The organism is Mycobacterium sp. 1482292.6, from assembly GCF_001672995.1.
In the GTDB taxonomy this organism is placed as follows: Bacteria; Actinomycetota; Actinomycetes; order Mycobacteriales; family Mycobacteriaceae; genus Mycobacterium; species Mycobacterium europaeum_A.
In genome coordinates this window covers 13,450-33,086 of the sequence record NZ_LZKV01000055.1, presented here as the reverse complement: position 1 = coordinate 33,086, position 19,637 = coordinate 13,450, and the positions used below count along the sequence as shown (strand labels likewise).

Genomic DNA, 19,637 nt, shown 5'->3' with positions numbered 1-19,637 from the left:
TGCCGGGCCCGCATCAGCACCGCGACCGGCAGCGCCGAGGCCACCGTCGAGATCACCGAGACCATGCTCCCCGGACATGCCGCCCTGCCCAACGGATTCGGGCTCGACTACATCGGCGACGACGGGCGCACCGTCACCGCGGGTGTCGCCCCGAACGCGCTCACCTCCACCGAATGGCGCGATCCCTACGCCGGCACGCCGTGGCACAAGCACGTCCCCGCCCGGATCGAGCCCGCGCAGGTGAGCGTCAGTTCCAGATCTTGACCCGCTTGTCCGGTTCCAGGAACAGCGCGCCAACATCGGCGCCGTCGAAGGCGTCGTAGAAGGCGTCCATGTTGCGCAGCACGCCGTTGCAGCGGAACTCCGGCGGCGAGTGCGGATCCACCGCCAGGCGCCGGATCGCCTCGGCCTCACGGGATTTGGTGCGCCATACCTGGGCCCACCCGTAGAACACCCGCTGCACGCCGGTCAGGCCGTCGATGACCGGAGCCGGCTGGCCGTTCAGTGACAACTGGTAGGCCAGCAGCGCGATCGACAAGCCGCCCAGGTCGCCGATGTAGTCGAGCCCGAATCCGTTGGGCAGGGCGGCATGTCCGGGGAGCATGGTCTCGGTGATCTCGACGGTGGCCTCGGCGCTGCCGGTCGCGGTGCTGATGCGGGCCCGGCAGCCGTCGACGAGCCCCAGGGCCTGGGCGTCCTCGACGCTGACCCGCAGTGCGCCGTCCGCGTCGCGCTTGCGCCAGGACGGGTCGCGGAAGATGTCGTTGGCGGTATAGGCGCGCCGCTCCCCCACCGACAGCACGATCGGGAAATCCGGCGTGGTAAGCCGGGGCGGGGTGCGGGTCAGCGCCCCCAATTCGTCGAGCATCGCGGGGATTTCCAGGGCGATCTTGCGGTCGGCGTGGCTGATCAACGCGAAGTCGTCCTCGTAGTTGTGCACGGTGAACGTCACCCCCGACGGGTTGTCCATGATCGCGTCGAACAGCGCGTTGCCGTCGGCGTGACCGGCGCGCCGCACGGCGTCGGGATAGCTCATCGCGGTTTTCTGGGCGAGGCCCCACAGGGCGGCGGCGCCGCGCAGTCCGTCGGGCAGGGTGGGCCCCAGCGTCTCGTAGAGAACATACGGAAGCAGCTGCGCCACAGTCGGATTGGTGGCGACGGCGGAGAGGAACGCCTCGGTGTAGGCCTGCCGTCCCCGCTGGGCGGCCTCGTGCAGGGGCAGCAGGTCCGCGTCGTCCACCACCCCGAGCGCCCGCACCAGCCGCGCCCAGATCTCGGGTTCTGGCAGGGTGCCCGGCAACGGTGGCAGCAGTGGGCGGCGCAGCTGGAAGGTGTTGTGCGGGAATTCCAGGTTGAAGAAGGTGGCCTCCGGCTTCTCGAACTGGGAGGCGGCGGGAAGCACATAGTGGGCGAGCCTGGCTGTCTCGGTCATCGCGACGTCGATGACCACCATCAGCTCCAGTGATCGGAACGCATCGCGGCAGGCGGCCGAATTCGCCAGTGAGTGAGCCGGATTGCTGCTTTCGACGATCATGGCCCGGAAGCGATCCGGGTGATCGGTCAGGATTTCCTCGGGCACCACGTTGCTGGGCACCAGCCCGGAGATGATGGGGGCGCCGGTCACCGGGGTGCGGCCGGAGAACTGGCCAAACAGCGGCGCGAACGACGAATGTAGGTGCTGGCCGCCCTGTTTCGCGAAGTTGCCGGTGAAGATCCAGAGCAGCTTGTTCAGATAGGAGCACAGCGTGCTGTTGGGTGCCTGCTGCACCCCGAGGTCCTCGAACACCGAGACGCTGGCCGCGGTGCCGATGCGCCGCGCCGCCGCGCGCAGCAGTTCCTCGTCCACCCCGCAGTGCTGCGCGTAGCCGGCCACCGGAATCTGGCGCAGCGCGTCACGCACGGTGTCGGCACCGCGCACATGCTCGGCGAGAAACGCTTCGTCGCAAAGGTTTTCCTGTACGAGGATGGCGGCCAGCGCGGCCAGGCACCACGCGTCGGTGCCCGGCCGCACCCGCAGGTGGAAGTCGGACATCTTGGCGGTGTCGGTGACGACGGGATCGATGACGATCATCGAGCGGTTCGGATCCTTCGCGATCTCGTTGAGCACCACCCGGGCCCGCGGGAAGCTCTGCGACATCCACGGGTTCTTTCCGACGAACACCGCCACCTCGGCGTGCTCGAACTCGCCCCGAGTGTGGCCGCCGTACAGCTGGCCGTCGACCCAGGCCTCGCCGGTTTTCTCCTGCGCCAAGGCATTTGACCGGTAACGCGAGCCCAGGGCCTTGAGGAAGGCGCCGCTGTACGCCCCGCCCAGGTGGTTGCCCTGCCCGCCGCCGCCGTAGTAGAAGATCTTGTCCCCGCCGTAGCTGTCGCGGATGTGTTTGAAGCCCTCGGCGATCTCCACGATCGCGGTGTCCCAGTCGATCTCCTCGTAGCTGCCGTCGGCGCGGCGGCGCAGCGGCGAGGTCAGCCGGGCGCGGCTGTTCTGATAGTGGTCCAGGCGCAACGCCTTGTTGCAGGTGTAGCCCTGCGAGGCGGGATGGGCTTTGTCACCGCGGATGCGGGCCAGCCGGCGATCCTCGACTTGAACCACGATGCCACAGTTGCATTCGCACAGAATGCATGCGCTGGGTTGCCATTCACCGGTCATTGCGGGTGTCCTTTCCGGCTGCCTGATCGGACGAGGTGGCCAGCAGCAGCTCGCGCAGCTGGCGATGGACGACGTCGAGGGGCATCAGGTCGCGTCGCACCCGGGCCAGCACGATCGCACCCTCGAGCGCGGTGGTGGCCAGGACGGCCAGCTCGCTCGCCCGCTCCCGCGGAACACCGTCGGCGATCAACCGCGCGGCGATCAGGTCGTTCCACCGGTCGAAGGCCGCGGCGGCGCGTTCCACCACCGGGGCGATGCGCTCGGCGTCCTGTTCGCCCGCCTCGACGGAGACCGCCACGATCGGGCAGCCGGCACGGAAGTCGGTATCGACCAGCTGCCGGCGGTACTGATCGATCAACGTGTCGATCAACTGCAGGCCGTCGGCCGCGCCGGCGATCACGGCGGCGACGTACTCGCCGGCGAAGTCGACGGCCTCGCAGAGCAACTGGGTGCGCCCGCCGGGGAAGTAGTGGTAGGCCGACCCCCGCGGCGCGCCGCTGTGTTCGAGCACGTCGGAGATGGCGGTGGCGCGCGCGCCCCGCTCGCGGATCAGCAGCGCGGCAGACACGACCATCCGCTCGCGTGGACTACGCATCGCAGCTCCTCAGCCGTCGGGGTATGTATGATGCTATACATAACGCGCGCGCAAGCGGAACCCCCAGGCAACAACAACCCGCCTAACCGCAAATCGCCCATTCCCGCTCGGGAATGGGCGATTGTGCGCTGTCGCTGCGGGTTAGTTCATCCAGTCGGCGGAGCCGTCGTTCTTCTTGTAATTGCCGCCGCTGGAGTTCTTCACGACGATCGGGTCACCGGGACCGAAGTTGTCGAAGAACCACTTGGCGTTGGTCGGGCTGATGTTGATGCAGCCGTGGCTGACGTCGCGCTTGCCCTGGTCGTCCACCGACCACGGCGCGCTGTGCACGTAGTCGCCGACGTTGTCGAAGCGGACCGCGTCCTCCACCGTCACCTTGTAGCCGTAGGTCGAGTTGACCGGCACGCCGTAGGTCGAGGAGTCCATCACCACCGACGCCTTCTTGTCCTGGACGTAATAGGTGCCGTTGGGGGTTTGGTGATTGCCCGACGTCATGCCCATCGACATCGGGAAGGTCTTCTCGACGGTGCCGTTGCGGGTGACGGTCAGCTGGTGGGTGGCGTCGTCGGCGGTGGCGATCAGCGTGTCACCGGTCTGAAAGGTGGACACGGTGCCGCCGGCGTCGACCGTCACGGCGGTGTGGGCGGGCCAGAAGTTGATCGGCCGCCAGCGCAGCTGGGTCGGGGTCATCCAGTAGAACTTGCCCGGCACCGGCGGGACCGAGGAGACGTGCACCGCCGCGATGGCCGCGTCGGCGTTCTCGACCGTGCCCGGGAAGTTGATAATGATCGGCTGGCCCACGCCCACGGTCGAGCCGCTCTTCGGGACGAACGACGGCGGCCCGAACGGCGCAGTGCCGGTGAACGGCGTGTTGTTCTGCCCATCGGCGGCGGCCGCGGCGGGTTGGGCGCCCGGCGGAACCCATGGCGGCGGCGCCAGCGGGTTGGGCGGCGGCGGGGCCGCCAGCGGGTCGGCCGGGGGCGGCGGCGCGAACGGGTCGGGCGGCACGGGTGGTGCGGGCGGAGCCGCGACCGCGCCCGGGTCAGCGGGGGCCGGGTCCGGATCCGCCAGTGCGGGAGCCGCACTCAGCACCAGCGCCAAGCCCACGACGGACGCCAAGCCGGCGGTGTTCAGAGCGGCGAAGAGGCCCTTTCCGGTCCTGTCCCTCGTCCTGCCCGACATACGCATACCTCCACTCGTGTTCTCGACACAGTGTGGCATAGGGCATGCGCCAGCTACCGTCAGCCGCGGCTGAACCGGGCCCGAGAGCAGCGCTGATTGCGTGGTTGAGCTGGGCGGCTATGAATCGGGTGAGCTTGTCGGAGCAACATCCAGCATCCGCCGGTTGGCCACGATGCCGGCCAGGGCGACGGCCATCAGGGCCGCCGACGCGGTCAGCATCATCGTGACGCTGCGCTCGAAGAGCAGGCCACCGGCCAGCGAGCCGGCCATGATGCCGACCTGGAACGCGGTGACGTAGAGCCCCGACGCGCCGTCGGGGTCGTCGGCCCCGTTGCGCATCGCGGCGGATTGCATCATCGGCGAGACCGCGGTGGCCATCGCCCCCCACAGCACGATGGCGGCGGTCCCGATCAGCGCGGTGGCCACGCCGGTCCGGCCACCGATCGCCAGGGCGGTCAGCGCCACGAAGGCCGCCGTCAACCCCGTGATGCACAGGATGATCGCGCTCTTGGGCCGGTGGTCCAGCGGCCGGGCCACCAGCGGCAGCGACAGCAGGCCGGCCAGCCCGTAGGCGGCCAGCACGAAGGCGAGGTTCGGCCCGCGCACCCCGAGCACGTTGCGGATGACCTCGACGATGTAGGTGTAGGAGACGAAATGACCGGTGACGGCGATCATCGCCAGCACGCTGACCAGGATCAGCCGCGGGTTGCGGTGGTGTCGCGACCGCGGACCCACGTGGGCGAGCTGGTCGGAGGTGAGCACCATCTCCGGCAGCATCAGGCGGGCGGCGACCGTGACGGCGGCGGCCGCGACGGTGACGCACACGACGGCCAGGCGCCAGCCCCACATCAGGCTCAGGGCCGCGGTCAGCGGGCTGCCCACCACCAGCGCCAGGCTGGTGCCGACGTAGATCGACATGGTGGCGCGCCCGGCGTGGCTGGGCGGCACCAGCCGGGTGGCGATCGGTGCGATGACCGCCCACAGCAGGCCGTGGGTGATCGCGCAGAGCACCCGCCCGGCGGCCAGCACCGCGAAACTGGGCGCCAGCGCCGAGATGACCTGTGAGGCGGTCAGGCAGCTCAGGCTGAGCATGAGCGCACGACGCCGGGGCCAATGCGCGGTCCAGCGCACCAGCGGAAACGTCGTCAGCGCCGCCACGAAGGCATACCAGGTCAGCAGCGTGCCCACTGCGAACAGGCTGACGTGCAGGTCGCGGGCGATGGCCGGCAGCGCGCCCACCGGCAGGATCTCGGCGGTGACGTAGGTGAACGCCGCGGCCGCCAGCACAGCCAACTGAGCCGCGATCCGTGGGGTCCACGTTCGCGCGGCAGCATTAATTTCGGCAGTCATGGCGTCTGTATCGGCCGGACTACCCACTTCCTGGGTTGTCGCGCCTAATGCGATCACACTGCCTTACCGTACGGACCGCAACTACGCCTCCCCCTGAATCAGGGCCGATACGCAGGTCTCAACTGCGTCACCGATCAGGAACGAACCAGCCGCGCAATCGCGGCGGAGGCCTCGTCGAGCTTGGCCTGGGCGTCCTCGCCGCCTTCGGCGACGGCGCGGGTGACGCAGTGGTTCAGGTGCTCGTCCAGCAAATTCAGGGCGACCGAGCGCAGGGCGCTGTTGACGGCGCTGACCTGGGTGAGGACGTCGATGCAGTACTTGTCCTCCTCGATCATCCGGGCGATCCCACGGACCTGGCCCTCGATGCGCCGCAGCCGTTTGGCGTAGTTGTCCTTCTGCTGCGAGTACCCGTGCTCGTCGGTCATCTGCCACCCCTGCTCACTCGGCCGCCCGTCGGCGGCATCACGCCGGACTCCAGCTTATACCCCAGCGGGGTATCACCCCGGAAACGGGCATCGCGACTGGCCAGCGCATACTTGAACAATGCCCACCACCGATCCGGCCACCACCGCCGACATCAAGCCGCGTAGTCGTGACGTCACCGACGGCCTGGAGAAGGCCGCCGCCCGGGGCATGCTGCGGGCCGTAGGCATGGGAGACGAGGACTTCGCGAAACCGCAGATCGGGGTCGCGTCGTCGTGGAACGAGATCACCCCGTGCAACCTTTCCCTGGACCGGCTCGCCAAGGCCGTCAAGGAGGGCGTGTTCTCGGCCGGCGGGTATCCCCTCGAGTTCGGCACCATCTCGGTGTCCGACGGCATCTCGATGGGCCACGAGGGCATGCACTTCTCCCTGGTGTCGCGCGAGGTGATCGCCGACAGCGTCGAGACGGTCATGCAGGCCGAGCGCCTGGACGGCTCGGTGCTGCTGGCCGGTTGCGACAAGTCGCTGCCCGGGATGCTGATGGCCGCCGCACGGCTGGACCTGGCCTCGGTGTTCCTCTACGCCGGCTCGATCCTGCCCGGCGTCGCCAAGCTGTCCGACGGCACCGAGCGCGAGGTCACCATCATCGACGCGTTCGAGGCGGTGGGTGCGTGCGCCCGGGGCCTGATGCCGCGTGAGGACGTCGACGCCATCGAGCGGGCGATCTGTCCCGGCGAGGGCGCGTGCGGCGGCATGTACACGGCCAACACGATGGCCAGCGCCGCCGAGGCGCTCGGGATGTCCCTGCCGGGCAGCGCGGCGCCGCCGGCGACCGACCGCCGCCGCGACGGGTTCGCCCGGCGCAGCGGTGCGGCCGTCGTCGAATTGCTGCGGCGCGGCATCACCGCCCGCGACATCCTGACCAAGGAGGCGTTCGAGAACGCGATCGCGGTGGTGATGGCGTTCGGCGGCTCGACCAACGCGGTGCTGCACCTGCTGGCCATCGCCCACGAGGCCGACGTCGAACTGTCGCTGGACGATTTCAGCCGGATCGGGTCGAAGGTGCCGCACCTGGCCGACGTTAAACCGTTCGGCCGCCACGTGATGTCGCACGTCGACCACATCGGCGGCGTGCCGGTGGTGATGAAGGCGCTGCTGGACGCCGGGCTGCTGCGCGGCGACTGCCTGACGGTGACCGGCGCGACCGTGGCCGAGAACCTGGCCGAGATCGCCCCGCCCGACCCGGACGGCAAGGTGCTGCGCGCGCTGAGCAATCCCATCCACCCGACCGGCGGCATCACCATCCTGCGCGGATCGCTGGCGCCCGAGGGCGCGGTGGTCAAGTCGGCCGGTTTCGATTCCGACGTGTTCGAGGGCACCGCAAGGGTTTTCGACGGCGAACGGGCCGCGCTGGACGCGCTGGAGGACGGCACCATCACCAAGGGTGACGCGGTGGTGATCCGCTACGAAGGCCCCAAGGGCGGTCCCGGCATGCGCGAGATGCTGGCCATCACCGGCGCCATCAAGGGCGCCGGTCTGGGCAAAGACGTGCTGCTGCTGACCGACGGCCGGTTCTCCGGGGGGACCACCGGCCTGTGCGTCGGCCACATCGCGCCCGAGGCGGTCGACGCCGGGCCGATCGCCTTCTTGCGGGACGGCGACCGGATCCGCCTGGACGTGGCCAACCATGTCCTCGACGTCCTGACCGATCCGGCCGAATTCGAGGCCCGCCGCAGGGATTTCACCCCGCCGGAGCCGCGCTACAAGACCGGGGTGCTGGCCAAGTACGTGAAGCTGGTCAGCTCGGCCGCGATCGGCGCGGTCTGCGGCTGATCGCCGCCCCGGGCCGCACCGCGCGGCCCGGGACCGGCGAATTGCCTTGCTGCTGAACCGAGTTCGAGGCTACGCGTGCGTGCCCGCCGCGCGGGTGCGCATGCCGAAGTAGGTCGCGTTGAGCCCCAGGAACGTCAACAGCGCCCCCGCAACGACATTCGACCACGTCATGCCGGAGGTCAGCGTGACGCCCGGCAGGATCCACGTCGACACGATGACCCACACGCCCAACACCGGTAGCGTCCAGGTCATGCCGTGTGCACGATCCAGCGTCGTCGCGAACCCGTAGGCCAAGAACGCCACCGCAATCCCGACGATAAGGTCGGACGTGGCAAGCGATCCCGTCCCGTTGAATCCGATGATCCACGGCGACGCCGCCACGTACAGGCCCGTCAACAGGACCAGCCCGAACGTGACATGCGCACTCATCGACTCGGCAACGCGCTCGTAGCGCGCGCGAAGAGCCAACAAATCGGGGTGGTGATCGATTGATGAATGGACTGTACTCATTTTGTGACCTTTCTGTTATGCGACAAGCCTTTTGAGCGTTGCCGCACCCATCCATCTGCCGTCCAGATTACGCCCGCGCGCCGTGGACCAGCAACGAAAATTGACGCCCCGGCAAGCCCGGGAGGTGGGGCTATTTCGGCGACCCGCGTAGCGTCTTGAGGCATGGACATCGCGGACCGGCTTCGCCTCGATGTGCCGATCGGCCAGGCCGGCATGGGTGGCGGGCTGGCGGGCGCGGCACTGGCGGGCGCCGTCGCCGCGGCGGGCGCACTGGGCACGCTGGGCATCGACACGCCACGCCGGCTACGGGCTTCGATAGATGAAGTGCGAGAACGGGCCCCGGGCCGCGCCGTCGCCGTGAACCTGCTGGTGCCCTTCGTCCATCGCCGGCACGTCGCGGTCTGTGTCGACGCCCGGGTGGACGCGGTCGTGGTGGCGTTCGGCGAAAAGCGGGGGCTCGTCGAGCACCTGCGCGAGGCGGGGATCTTCGTGTTCGTGATGGTGGGCACCGAAGCGGCGGCCCGGGCCGCGATCGCCTGTGGCGCCGATGGTTTGATCGCGCAGGGGCGCGAGGCTGGGGGCCATCTCGTCGGGACCATGCCGGCTCTGGAGTTCGTGCCGCCCGCCCTGCGCGCGGCGGGGACGCGCCCGGTGTTCGTGGCCGGTGGCATCGCCACCGCCGCCGACACGCGCGCCGCGCTGGCCGCCGGCGCCAGCGGCGTCATAGCCGGCACCCGCTTCCTGCTGACGCACGAGGCCAACGCGAACCGCGCGTACCAACGACGAATCTTGCAGGCTGACAGGACGATCGAAACCAACCTGTTCGGCCTGAGCTGGCCGTTGCGCCACCGCGTCGTGCCCAACGCTGCCACCCGCCGCTGGTGCGGCGAGGACGGGCAGGCCAGGCCGCTGCCCGCCGCCCTGAACGCGATCAGCCGCCCGCTGTCGGCGCTGGGCTACTTCGACGCCGGGCCGTTGATGCGGCTGCAGTCACCGGCGCTGCCGTTTTTCACGCCGCTGGCACCGGTGGCCGGCGTGCCCGATTCCTGGCTGGACAGCGCCGCCCTGTACGCCGGCGAAACCGCCTTGCGGATAGACGAACTCACCTCCGCCGGGCAAGCCGTGGCCGACCTGGACCCGCGCTGACGCCCTACCGCACCACGGCGAACGCGAAGCCGTCCCAGTGCTTGGCGCCCACCGTCTGGAGCACGGCCGTGTCCAGCCGCGGATCCTCACCCATCGCCTGCAGGGTTTGGCGCACCGCCTGCGCTTGAGCGTTGGACTCCGGGTCGAGGATCTGGCCCTGCCGAATCACGTTGTCTGCCACGATGATCGCGCCGGGACGGGCCAGCCGCACCGCCCAATCGAGGTAGGCGGGGTAGTTCTCTTTGTCGGCGTCGATGAAGATCAGGTCGAAGGGGCCGGTCACCGTCGGCAGCGTGTCCAGTGCGGCTCCGACGATCACCTCCACCCGGTCGGCGAGACCGGCCCGGTCCAGGTTGGTGCGCGCCACCTCGGCGTGCTTGGGCTCGTATTCGAGCGTCACCACCCGCCCTTGCGGGCCGGCGCCGCGCGCCAGCCAGATGGTGCTGAAACCGCCCAGCGTCCCGAGCTCGAGGATGTTGCGGGCACCGACGGCACCGGCGAGCAGGCTCAAGAACTTTCCCTGCTGCACCGACACCGCGATCGGCGGCAAGCCGGCGGCGCTGCTGGCCTCCAGGGCCGCGGTCAAGGACGGATCGTCGTCCACCACCGTGCTGTCCAAGAATGCGTCGACGTCTTTGGGGGTTGGTTTCTCGGTCATGGCGCCCACGCTAGCCGCGGCCGCCGACGACGGCATCGAGCGGCGGGGCGGTATCGCACCGGTCGCGACTCCTTGCGTATACCCATGGGGGGTATATAGTGAGGGTGCGGTCGACCCGCACCGCAAGAGTCACCACAACGAGAAAAGGGTGAATTAAATGGCAACATACGAGGCCGGGACCGAGTTGACGTGCGGTCACGAAGGCTGCGGCTGTCGCGTCCGCATCGAGGTCCCCTGCCACTGCTCGGGTTCGGGTGAGCCGTACCGCTGCACGTGCGGCGACGCGTTGACCCCCGTCAAGTAATCCGTCGGGCCGGTCGTGCGTTCGGGCGTCAGCCCGCGACACTCATCGCCCGAACGTACGGCCGGTCAGCTCGACCGTGGCGTGCAGGCGCATCGCGATCGCCGACGCGCCCACCGCCACCGCGTAGGAGCCCGGGTCGATCCGCCAGCGCCCGACGCCGCCGTCATAGCGGGCGAGCAGGCGCGGATCCGCCTCGAGGGTCACCCGCCGCGTTGCACCCGGCTCGAGCTCGACGCGCTCAAACCCCAGCAGCCGTAGACACGGCTTTCCGGCCGCGGCCGTCAGGTAGAGCTGCGGTACATCCGCCCCGGCACGGTCGCCGACGTTGATGACGCTGAAACTGGCGCTGACGGTCTGTTCGCCACCGACCACCAGGTCATGGTAGTCAAACCTGGTGTAGGACAAGCCATGACCGAAAGCGAACATCGGGTCGTGGCCACACCGGGCAAACCAGCGGTAGCCGACGTCGGCCCCTTCGAAGTAGTCGATCGTGGTCGGCGTCCCCCACGGTTCCCCCGCGCCGGGCAACTGCGGGCGCGGCGTCTGGGCCAGATCGGCCGGGAAGGTGATCGGCAGCCGGCCCGAGGGATTCACCTTGCCGCTCAGGATCTCCGCGATGGCACGAGCGCCGGCCTGGCCCGGAAACCATGCTTGCACAATGGCATTCACCGAGCCCCGCCACGGCATGTCAGCCGGATTGCCGGTCTGCAGAACCACCACGGTGTTGGGGTTGGCGGCCGACACCGCCGTGATCAGCTCGTCCTGGCCCCACGGCAGCGAGAGGTCGGCGATGTCGAACCCTTCGCCCTCGGCGCGCACGGCGAATACGATGGCGATGTCGGCCGTCGCCGCCGCGCGCACCGCCTCGGCGCGGCTGATGCCGGGATCGAACTCTATCTGCGCGTGCGGCAGCCGCTTTCGCAATTCTTCCAGCGGGCTCGACGGCAACAGGTACAGGTTGCGCAGCGCGGCCTCCAGGCCCGGGCCGCCGATGGGCACCACGCCCGCGTAGCCGCCCGCCGGGACGACGGTGCTCGAACCGTAGCCGGCCGGCACACCCAGGTGCGCAAACCCGCCGATGACGGCGATGCGCGCGTTCGACTCGGCCGCCACCGGCAACAGCCCGCGGTTGGTCAGCAGCACGGTTCCCTGGCGCGCTATGCGCAGCGCAATCTCGTTGTGCGCGGCCAGATCCGGCGCCGGGGCCGTATCGGTGCGCTCGGCTCCGACGGCGAACATGGATCGCAGGATCCGGCGGACCATGTCCGACAGGCGTTGCCTGGGCAGCCTGCCGTCGGCGTAGGCGTCGCGCAGCGGCGCACCGAAGGACTCGGCCTGCCACAGCAGCGCGTCGATCTGGGCCCCGCACTCCTGGTCCAGACCGGCCAGGGCGCACTCCCAGCTGGGCGTGGCGCCCCAATCGGACATGACCCAACCCCGGTACGCCCAGGCGCCCTTGAGCACGTCGTTGATCAAGGCGGAGTTGGCCGCGGCGTAGTCACCGTTGACCTTGTTGTAGGCGGTCATCACGGCGCCGGGCTGGGCGCGCTCGATCGTCAATTCGAAAGCCAGCAGGTCGGATTCGCGGTGTGCGTCGGGGTCGATGACGGCGTTCAGGAAGTGCCGATTGGTTTCGTTGCAGTTCAGCGAGTAATGCTTGACCGTCGAGATGACGCCGTGTTGCTGGATGCCGCGGATCGACTCGGCGGCGATGGTGGCGGTCAACAGCGGGTCCTCGGAAAGGTATTCGAAGTTGCGGCCGTTGCGCGGGTCGCGGGCCAGGTTCATCGCGCCGGCCAGTTGCACGTTGAACCCGCGGCTGCGGGCTTCGCTGCCGATCACGTCGCCGGCGGCCCGGGCCAGCGGCGGGTCGAAGGCCGCGGCCAGCGCCAGTCCGGCGGGCAGCGCGGTGGCCGTGTCACCCTGGCGATAGCCGGGATTGGTGACGCCCAGCCCGGCATCGCTCATCAGCAACGCGGGCACCCCGAGGCGGGGAACGCCGGGCACGTATCCCGCGCACATCGGCGCGTTAGCGGGGATGCGCTCGTCACGCACCGGCCACATGTCGCCGGCCCCCATCACCGAGACCAGCAGCGCGAACCGCTCGTCGTCGGTCATCCGGGCTTCGACCTCGCGCGCCCGCGCGTCGGGATCGGGCCGGCTCACCGCACGCCCTCTTTGGCGTAGACGACGCGCAGCACGTGCCCCAGTTCCGGTCCCATCACCAGCTCCGTCAACTCACAGATCGTCGCCACGAACTCGGGGCCGTGCGGCGGCTCGGCCTGGCACAAATGATGCGCCACTTCGTGCAGCATCACCAGCTCGCGCAGCGCCCAGTCGGCGGTGTCACGATCGGGCACCGCGATAACGCCTGTGCCGTCACGGTTTTCGTAGTGCGCGGCGGTGGCGGCCCGTCGCGCACGGACCCGCAGCGGCGACACACCCGGCCACCGTTGCCGCACCGCCGCCAGCCCCAGCACGTCGTCCACATAGCGCTGCGCGGACTCCACCGAGCCGAAACGCCCCTCCGGCGGCAGCGTCAATTGCGTGCCGAAGAACTCCACCACCGGGGTGCCATGCTGGGCGGCACGGTCGAACAGCGTCCGGACGAACTCCTCAGCCGCATAAACTTTGGAGCGTTGAGAATCCCGCGGTGGGGGCTTCCCCGCGCTCACCCGCTCAGCGCGCTCCGCGCCCCGGGCAGTTCGGGGCTGTTGCCGAGCCGCGCTCGCTTGCCCGCCCGGTCGCCCGCGCGTCGCGCCGCCGACGAATACCCCGCCGACGCCCGGCTGGCCTGCCAGGTGCCCCGCGCCTTCGACGCGCCGCGGTAGTAGTCCACCAGCTCGACTTCCTTGTCCCGCAAGGCAATGGCGGTGCCCGGCGACCGGCGGCGATCCTTGGTGGCTTCCTGGCGGGCCTGGTCGCGGGCCTCGGTCAGCCGCTGGCCGACCCGCGCCCCGAAGGCCAGCTGAAAGTTGAGTCGGGCGGTGATCGTCGGCGTGGGACGATGCGCACCCGAGGCCAGGTAGGCGTCCGACGCACGGACCATCTGCACCACCAGGCTGGCGTACAGGGCGTGGCTGGCGTCGATGTCCTCGACGAACCCGTAGGCGTACACGAACGTCGAATTCGAGGCCACGTCACAGCGCACGTCGTTGGCCGCGGCGATCAGCACGAACAGCTGCACGTAGGTGCGTAGCCCCTTGGTGCCCGCCGCCCCGATAGTGATCGTGCGCTGCGTCGGCGCCTGCGCCGCCGACCGCTGGGCCGAATGCGAGCGTGCCACCGCCAGGTCGATGGACGCGGCCGTCGCGAGCCGCTGCGCGGCGGACATGAACGCATCGGCTTCGTGGCTGTTGTCGGTGCCTTCGGCCTGACGCAGCAGCGCGGCAATGCGCGACAGCATTTTGTCGTCACTCACGGCGACGCTCCTCCCCATCGCTTGGCTCTGTCGCCAAAGTACGGGAGCCGGCTGACACGCCCCGCCTCACAGCCGAGCGGTGATCCAGGAGACCACATCGTCGAGCACCTGCTCGCGCTCGGGCTCGTTGAAAACCTCGTGGTAGAGCCCCGGATAGATTTTCAGCTCCACGTCAGCAGATCCCACGCACTCCACCAGGCGACGGCTGCCGGCGACGGCGACCAATCGGTCCTGTTCCCCGTGCACCACCAGCAGCGGCGCCGTCAGGGCCGGCGCCCGCTGCGGCATCGTCTCGCCGACCAGCAGCAGCGCGCGGCCGATGCCGGCCGGCACCTTGCCGTGGTACACCAGCGGGTCCTCTTTGTAGGCGGCCACCACCGCGGGGTCCCGGGAGATGGCGTCGACGTCGAGTTCTTGGGCCGGCAGTCCGGGCACGACGGCGCCGAGCACTTTGGCGGCCAGCCCGAGCAGCGGCGACACCTGATCCTGGGCCGCCACCGCGGGACCCGACAGCACCATCAGGTCGTAGTTGTCCGGGCGTTCGACGCCATAGGCGAACACGATTCCGCCGCCCATGCTGTGCCCCAGCACGATGCACTTGAGCCCGTGGTGTTCCCGGGTGGCGATACCGACCAGGGTGTCGAAGTCGGCGGTGTACTCGTGGATGTCACGCACCAGCACTCGCTTACCGCCCGAGCGGCCGTGCCCACGATGGTCCAGCGCGTAGGTGACCAGGCCCGCCTCGCCGAAGCGCTTCGCGACGTGGTCGTAGCGGCGGGCGTACTCCCCGAGACCGTGTGAGAGCACCAGGACCGCGCGCGGTGCGGTCTCGGGCGTCCAGACGTCGTAGACGATCCGCACGCCGCCGTACCCGTCGAAACTGCGTTCGCTGCGGTTCACTCGGGGGTCCTAGTCATTACGGGCAGCGTAATGGCTGCTGATGTGGGCCGCGCGCCCCGACACTGCGTAGGCTCATGCGGATGAGCCTTCTCGCGCAGAACTCTGAAGGTGACCCGGTGGCCAACGCAGATTTCTCGGCGCACGCCGAACCGTACCGGCGCGAACTGCTGACCCACTGCTACCGCATGACCGGGTCGCTGCACGACGCGGAGGACCTGGTGCAAGAGACCCTGCTGCGGGCCTGGAAGGCGTACGACCGTTTCGAAGGCAAGTCCTCGATCCGGACCTGGCTGCATCGCATCGCCACCAACACCTGTCTGAGCGCGCTGGAGGGACGCCAGCGCAGGCCGTTGCCGGTCGGGTTGGGCGCGCCCAGCTCGGACCCGACCGCCGAGCTGGTGGAGCGCCGCGAGGTGCCGTGGCTGGAGCCGCTGCCGTCGCTGACCGAGCATCCGGCCGACCCGTCGGTCGTGGTCGGGTCGCGCGAGTCGGTACGGCTGGCGTTTGTCGCTGCGCTGCAACACCTTCCACCCCGGCAGCGGGCGGTGCTGCTGCTGCGTGACGTGCTGGGCTGGCGCTCGGCCGAGGTGGCCGAGGCGGTCGGCACCACCACAACCGCCGTCAACAGCCTGCTGCAGCGGGCCCGGTCCCAGCTGGAGGCCGTCGGGCCCAGCGCCGAAGACCCACTGGTGCAACCGGATTCGCCCGAAGCCCAGGACCTGCTGGCGCGCTACATCGCGGCGTTCGAGACCTATGACATCGATCGGCTGGTCGAGCTGTTCACCGCGGAGGCCGTCTGGGAGATGCCGCCGTACACCGGCTGGTACCAGGGGCCGCGGGCCATCGTCACCCTCATCCACCAGCAGTGCCCGGCGGAGGGCAGCGGGGACATGCGCATGCTGCCGCTGGTCGCCAACGGCCAGCTTGCCGCGGCCATGTACATGCGCGCCGGCGACGTCCACGTCCCGTTCCAGCTGCACGTGCTGGATGTGCAGGGCGGGAAGGTATCCCACGTGGTGGCGTTCCTCGACGACGCCTTGTTCGTGAAATTCGGGCTGCCCGCTTCGCTGTCCGCGGGCCAGAGCTGACAGGACCGCCGCGATGACGAACGCCACCCAGGTGACGCCCATCCCCGGAAAGCCGGCGCTGCTGCTGAGCGCTTTCGACCTCGCCGACGTGGGCTACACCGTCGAGGAGTTCTTCGTCTGCGCCACGGCGTCCTGCTACGCCCCGGCAGGTGAACCGGCCCCCGACGGCCGATGGGACGTAGCCCCCTCGGGCTCCGCCGATTACACGACCCGCATCGTGGCGCTGACGCCGACCGATTCTGCCCGGTTCAACGGGACGGTCCTCGTCGAGTGGCTCAACGTCAGCGGTGGCATCGACGCCGCCGCGGTATGGATGATGGCGCACCGCGAAATCATCCGCGGCGGTTACGCCTACGTCGCGGTGTCGGCCCAGCGGGTGGGAGTCGAGGGCGGCGACAACATGCTGGGTGCTGACATGTCGCTGAAAAGCCAGGACCCGCAACGATACGCGGACCTGCAGCACCCCGGCGACGCGTTCGCCTACGACATCTTCGCCCAGGTCGGCGGCCTGCTCAGAAGCGGTGAACACGGCGCCGTCCTGCGCGGCCTGCCCGCCCGGCGCGTGATCGCGGTGGGCGAATCGCAATCCGCGATGTTCCTCACCACCTACATCAACGCCGTCGACCCGCTGACCCCCGGCTACGACGGCTTCCTGGTGCACTCCCGGTTCGGCCCGGCCGCACCCCTGGACGGCGGCTCGATCTTCGCCGAATCCGTTGCACGGCAGGCGGTCCCGTTCCGTCCGGACCTGCGCGTTCCGCTGCTCGCGGTCGTCACCGAGACCGACGTCTTCGGCGGCCCACGCGACGGCTACTACTTCGCCAGGCAGCCGGACAACGAACGGCTGCGGGTCTGGGAGATCGCCGGGGCCGCCCACGCCGACAACTACACGATTCAGGTGGCGTTCATCGACAGCGGCTCGGCACCGCTGGAGGCGATCGTGGCCGGCTACGCGCCGACCGACGTGTTGATGGGCCAGCAACTCGCGCACTACATCAACTTCGGCCCCCAGCATCACTACGTGGTGCAGGCGGCGCTCGCGGCGCTGAACGCCTGGGTCGGCACCGGCGAGCCGGCCCCCCACGCCGATCCGCTCGAGGTTCGGGAAAGCGCCGGGCCGCAACCGGTTCTGGACGGCAACGGCCTGGCCCGCGGTGGCATCAGGACCCCGTGGGTGGACGTGCCGACCGCCAGGACGTCGGGTCTGGGCGGCCAGGAGAGCATCATGTCGGCGATCTTCGGCTCCGGGGAACCCTTCGACGCCAACACGATTCGGCGGCTCTACCCGGGTGGGCGCGCGCAGTATCTGGATAGCTTCACCGCGGCCCTCGACGCGGCGATCGGCTCCGGGTTCATCCTGGCGGCCGATCGCGCCGAGATTCTGCAGCTCGCCGCCGCGACGTATCCCGGCGAGCCGGGCTAGGTAAGATCGCCCGGCTCCTTACTCGCGCCGTCCCGGCGCTCACCGTCGCCGGGCTAGAACAACCGGCTGTCCGGCGGCGGACCCGGCACCGGGCGCAGCAGTCCGGCGCCGGTGATCAGCGGCAAATCCAGCGCGGACAGCAGCCCGGGCGGAGCCGCGCACACCGCGGGGATGGCGTTGACCATCCGCGACGCGCCGGCGATGCGGGCACCCAGGTCATGGTCGGCGTCCTCGGCCATCTCGAACTCGCACCGCATGCTCGGGGAGCCCTCGATCTCCACCCGGTACAGGCCGCGTCCGGACGCCTGCCCGTAGCCGAGGTCCTTCGGCGGGATCGAGATGTGCGGCTGCGGCCAGTCCGGGGCGATGTCGTCACGCATGCGGGTCACGTGGTCGAGCACGAACGTCGGCTTTCCGTCGACGTACCCGGTGAGCGTCGAGCGCATCGCGGCGATGGTCCCGGCCGCGATGTGACCGGTGGGCGTGTCGAAGGACTCGGGGGACGGCACGCGTTCGTTGCTCTCCTCGATGTCGTCGATCTTGACGCCCAGCCCGGCCGCCAGCTGGTGCAGCACCGGCCCCCAGCCGAAGGTGAACATTCCCGGCTGCGCCGCGAACGCCTGATATTCCGGCGGCTGGCCGAAACCTAGGATCTCGTAGACGGCGGCCCTGTCCGGATAGGTGGCATAGTTGAACATCTCGGTGACACGCACCGACTCGATCACCCGGCAGACTCCGGTAAGGACCAGCGGCAGAACGTCATTGGCGAAGCCGGAGTCGATACCGGTGGTGAAGAACGACACGCCGCCGTCGAGGGCGGCTTGCCGCAGCGGGGCGGTGAAGGCGGCGTCAAGCCCGTCCGGAAAGACCAGCGGCACCACCGAACACGACACCACGTTCTTGCCCGCCCGCAGGATCGACACCATGTCCGCGACGGCCTCCAGCGGCCGCAGGTTGGCGCCGGCCGCGTATACCACCGCGTCGGCGTCGCCGGCCAGCAGGGCGGCCGGGTCCTGGGTCGCCCGCACCCCGACCGGCGCGATGCCACACAGCTCTCCGGCATCGCGGCCGGCCTTCGCGTCGCTGTGCACGACGAGGTCGGCCAGTTGCAGCTCCGGATGGTCGATCACCCCGCGCAGGGCGATCACGCCCATCGAACCGGGCCCCCAAACTCCCACCTTGAACACGACTATCTCCTAGTATTAGGACCCATATGCTGGCATTTTGGACGGATAGTAAGGAGGTCGCGGTGGATACGTCAATGGCCGCGACCCGCGGCGACTCGGGCGCCAAGTCGCCGCCCACCGCGCGGGTGATGGATATCCTTGGCGCCCTGGCTAATTCACCGCACGGCCGGACCTCGGCCGAGCTGGCGAAGAACTGCGCGATCAGCACTTCCACCTGCGCGCTGGTGTTGGCCGAGCTGCAACGGAGGGCCTGGGTGTCCCGGCGGGGCGATCGTCGCTACGTGCTGGGCAGCGGGCTGTTTGGGCTGGTCCACGGCTTGCGGCGACAATTCCCGCTGCTCGACCGCGGGCGCGACGCGCTGCGCTTCCTGCACGATACGCTCGGCGCGGGCTGTTCGATGTCGAAAATCGGTGCCCGGCATTTGACCACGGTCGACGCGGTCGGCCACGGCACCGACGGTGAGCACGCCGTGGGGCAGCGCTTCCCCATCGACCCGCCGTTCGGTCTGGTGGCCATGGCCTGGCGTGACGACGACGCCGTCCGAGCGTGGTTGCACCGCGTGACGCCGCGGCTCACCCGCACCGAGATCGCCGAGCACCAGCGGGTGCTCGCCGATATCCGCGCCCGCGGCTACGGCGCATGGCGGTTCGACGACACCCACCGGTCGCTGCACACTCGGCTGGCCGACGTGCTGGCCTCGCTGGAGCCCACGGCCCAGGTCACCCGCCAGCTCACCACCCTGATGACGATGGTGACCCTGCAGTCGGTCACCCGCTCGCTCGAAACAGACCTCGCCACAACGGAATTCGTCGTCCTGCCGATATTCGCCCACGACGGCCAGCCCGAGTACCAGATCGAGATCCACCTGGGTCACTCGATCGGGTTGACCATGCCGGAGCTCGACGCCGCGCTTCGGCAGGCCCAAGGTCTGCTCACCGACGCGGTGACCTGACGCCGCCCACGATT

Annotated in this window: 18 protein-coding genes and 1 pseudogene; 7 read left to right on the top strand and 12 right to left on the bottom strand. The window is 69.6% G+C overall.

Features of this window, described 5'->3' with window-relative positions:
• Positions 1-264 (top strand): molybdopterin dinucleotide binding domain-containing protein (locus tag A5624_RS05065; protein WP_304441835.1); only part of this gene is annotated, 264 nt, incomplete at its 5' end.
• Here the strand turns inward: A5624_RS05065 and A5624_RS05060 are convergent.
• The 5 genes from A5624_RS05060 to A5624_RS05040 all read right to left on the bottom strand — a co-directional run bounded on the left by A5624_RS05060 (position 248) and on the right by A5624_RS05040 (position 6,202).
• Positions 248-2,650: a molybdopterin-dependent oxidoreductase gene (locus A5624_RS05060; protein WP_082990487.1), complete on the bottom strand. Its 2,403-nt coding sequence runs from the start codon at positions 2,648-2,650 to the stop codon at positions 248-250. The two genes, A5624_RS05065 and A5624_RS05060, sit on opposite strands and share 17 nt — an antisense overlap.
• Positions 2,640-3,245 carry a TetR/AcrR family transcriptional regulator gene (locus tag A5624_RS05055; protein ID WP_066862517.1) on the bottom strand — a complete coding sequence of 202 codons (606 nt, stop codon included), beginning with the start codon at positions 3,243-3,245 and terminating at the stop codon, positions 2,640-2,642. The genes A5624_RS05060 and A5624_RS05055 overlap by 11 nt, the downstream gene beginning before the upstream one ends.
• A gap of 141 nt (positions 3,246-3,386) precedes the next feature.
• Positions 3,387-4,427: a L,D-transpeptidase family protein gene (locus tag A5624_RS05050; protein WP_066862514.1), complete on the bottom strand. Its 1,041-nt coding sequence runs from the start codon at positions 4,425-4,427 to the stop codon at positions 3,387-3,389.
• Positions 4,428-4,544: 117 nt separating this feature from the next.
• A complete protein-coding gene (locus A5624_RS05045) occupies positions 4,545-5,777 on the bottom strand; it encodes an MFS transporter (protein WP_066862511.1) in 1,233 nt (410 codons plus the stop codon).
• Positions 5,778-5,911: 134 nt separating this feature from the next.
• Positions 5,912-6,202 (bottom strand): metal-sensitive transcriptional regulator, encoded by a 291-nt coding sequence (locus A5624_RS05040; RefSeq protein WP_066862508.1) that lies wholly within the window; start codon positions 6,200-6,202, stop codon positions 5,912-5,914.
• A 118-nt stretch (positions 6,203-6,320) separates the two neighbouring features.
• Here A5624_RS05040 and ilvD point away from each other — a divergent pair, with 118 nt between their 5' ends.
• A complete protein-coding gene (gene ilvD / locus A5624_RS05035) occupies positions 6,321-8,033 on the top strand; it encodes a dihydroxy-acid dehydratase (protein WP_066862505.1) in 1,713 nt (570 codons plus the stop codon).
• A gap of 69 nt (positions 8,034-8,102) precedes the next feature.
• Here ilvD and A5624_RS05030 read toward each other — a convergent pair whose 3' ends face one another.
• Positions 8,103-8,543, bottom strand: a complete 441-nt coding sequence (locus A5624_RS05030; RefSeq protein WP_066862502.1) for an SPW repeat protein — start codon at positions 8,541-8,543, stop codon at positions 8,103-8,105.
• Positions 8,544-8,705: 162 nt separating this feature from the next.
• Between A5624_RS05030 and A5624_RS05025 the strand changes: the two genes are divergently transcribed.
• Complete coding sequence (locus A5624_RS05025) at positions 8,706-9,689, top strand: nitronate monooxygenase family protein (RefSeq protein WP_066862499.1); 984 nt, start codon at positions 8,706-8,708, stop codon at positions 9,687-9,689.
• 4 nt (positions 9,690-9,693) lie between these two features.
• Here A5624_RS05025 and A5624_RS05020 read toward each other — a convergent pair whose 3' ends face one another.
• Positions 9,694-10,347: an O-methyltransferase gene (locus A5624_RS05020; protein WP_066862495.1), complete on the bottom strand. Its 654-nt coding sequence runs from the start codon at positions 10,345-10,347 to the stop codon at positions 9,694-9,696.
• A 157-nt stretch (positions 10,348-10,504) separates the two neighbouring features.
• On the opposite strand from A5624_RS05020, the gene A5624_RS27210 reads away from it, so the two are divergent.
• A complete protein-coding gene (locus A5624_RS27210) occupies positions 10,505-10,651 on the top strand; it encodes a metallothionein (RefSeq protein ID WP_067124138.1) in 147 nt (48 codons plus the stop codon).
• A 42-nt stretch (positions 10,652-10,693) separates the two neighbouring features.
• On the opposite strand, the gene A5624_RS05015 is transcribed toward A5624_RS27210, so the two are convergent.
• From A5624_RS05015 to A5624_RS05000, 4 genes are all read right to left on the bottom strand, one after another.
• Positions 10,694-12,769 (bottom strand): beta-glucosidase, encoded by a 2,076-nt coding sequence (locus A5624_RS05015; RefSeq protein ID WP_066862526.1) that lies wholly within the window; start codon positions 12,767-12,769, stop codon positions 10,694-10,696.
• Between the two features lie 44 nt (positions 12,770-12,813).
• Positions 12,814-13,326: a TIGR04338 family metallohydrolase gene (locus tag A5624_RS05010; RefSeq protein ID WP_066862492.1), complete on the bottom strand. Its 513-nt coding sequence runs from the start codon at positions 13,324-13,326 to the stop codon at positions 12,814-12,816.
• On the bottom strand, positions 13,323-14,072 hold the full coding sequence (locus A5624_RS05005; RefSeq protein WP_066862489.1) for a DUF2786 domain-containing protein: 750 nt from the start codon (positions 14,070-14,072) through the stop codon (positions 13,323-13,325). The genes A5624_RS05010 and A5624_RS05005 overlap by 4 nt, the downstream gene beginning before the upstream one ends.
• 66 nt (positions 14,073-14,138) lie before the next feature.
• A complete protein-coding gene (locus A5624_RS05000) occupies positions 14,139-14,933 on the bottom strand; it encodes an alpha/beta hydrolase (protein ID WP_231997748.1) in 795 nt (264 codons plus the stop codon).
• Between A5624_RS05000 and A5624_RS04995 the strand changes: the two are divergent.
• Positions 14,926-16,060, top strand: a pseudogene (locus tag A5624_RS04995) (sigma-70 family RNA polymerase sigma factor). The gene A5624_RS05000 and the pseudogene A5624_RS04995 sit on opposite strands and share 8 nt — an antisense overlap.
• Positions 16,061-16,073: 13 nt before the next feature.
• Complete coding sequence (locus tag A5624_RS04990; protein ID WP_066862482.1) at positions 16,074-17,483, top strand: alpha/beta hydrolase domain-containing protein; 1,410 nt, start codon at positions 16,074-16,076, stop codon at positions 17,481-17,483.
• A 53-nt stretch (positions 17,484-17,536) separates the two neighbouring features.
• Here the strand turns inward: A5624_RS04990 and A5624_RS04985 are convergent, their stop codons facing one another.
• Positions 17,537-18,670, bottom strand: a complete 1,134-nt coding sequence (locus A5624_RS04985; protein ID WP_156748819.1) for a dihydrodipicolinate reductase — start codon at positions 18,668-18,670, stop codon at positions 17,537-17,539.
• A 128-nt stretch (positions 18,671-18,798) separates the two neighbouring features.
• On the opposite strand from A5624_RS04985, the gene A5624_RS04980 reads away from it, so the two are divergent.
• A complete protein-coding gene (locus tag A5624_RS04980) occupies positions 18,799-19,623 on the top strand; it encodes a MarR family transcriptional regulator (protein WP_369827438.1) in 825 nt (274 codons plus the stop codon).
• The last annotated feature ends 14 nt before the right edge of the window (positions 19,624-19,637 follow it).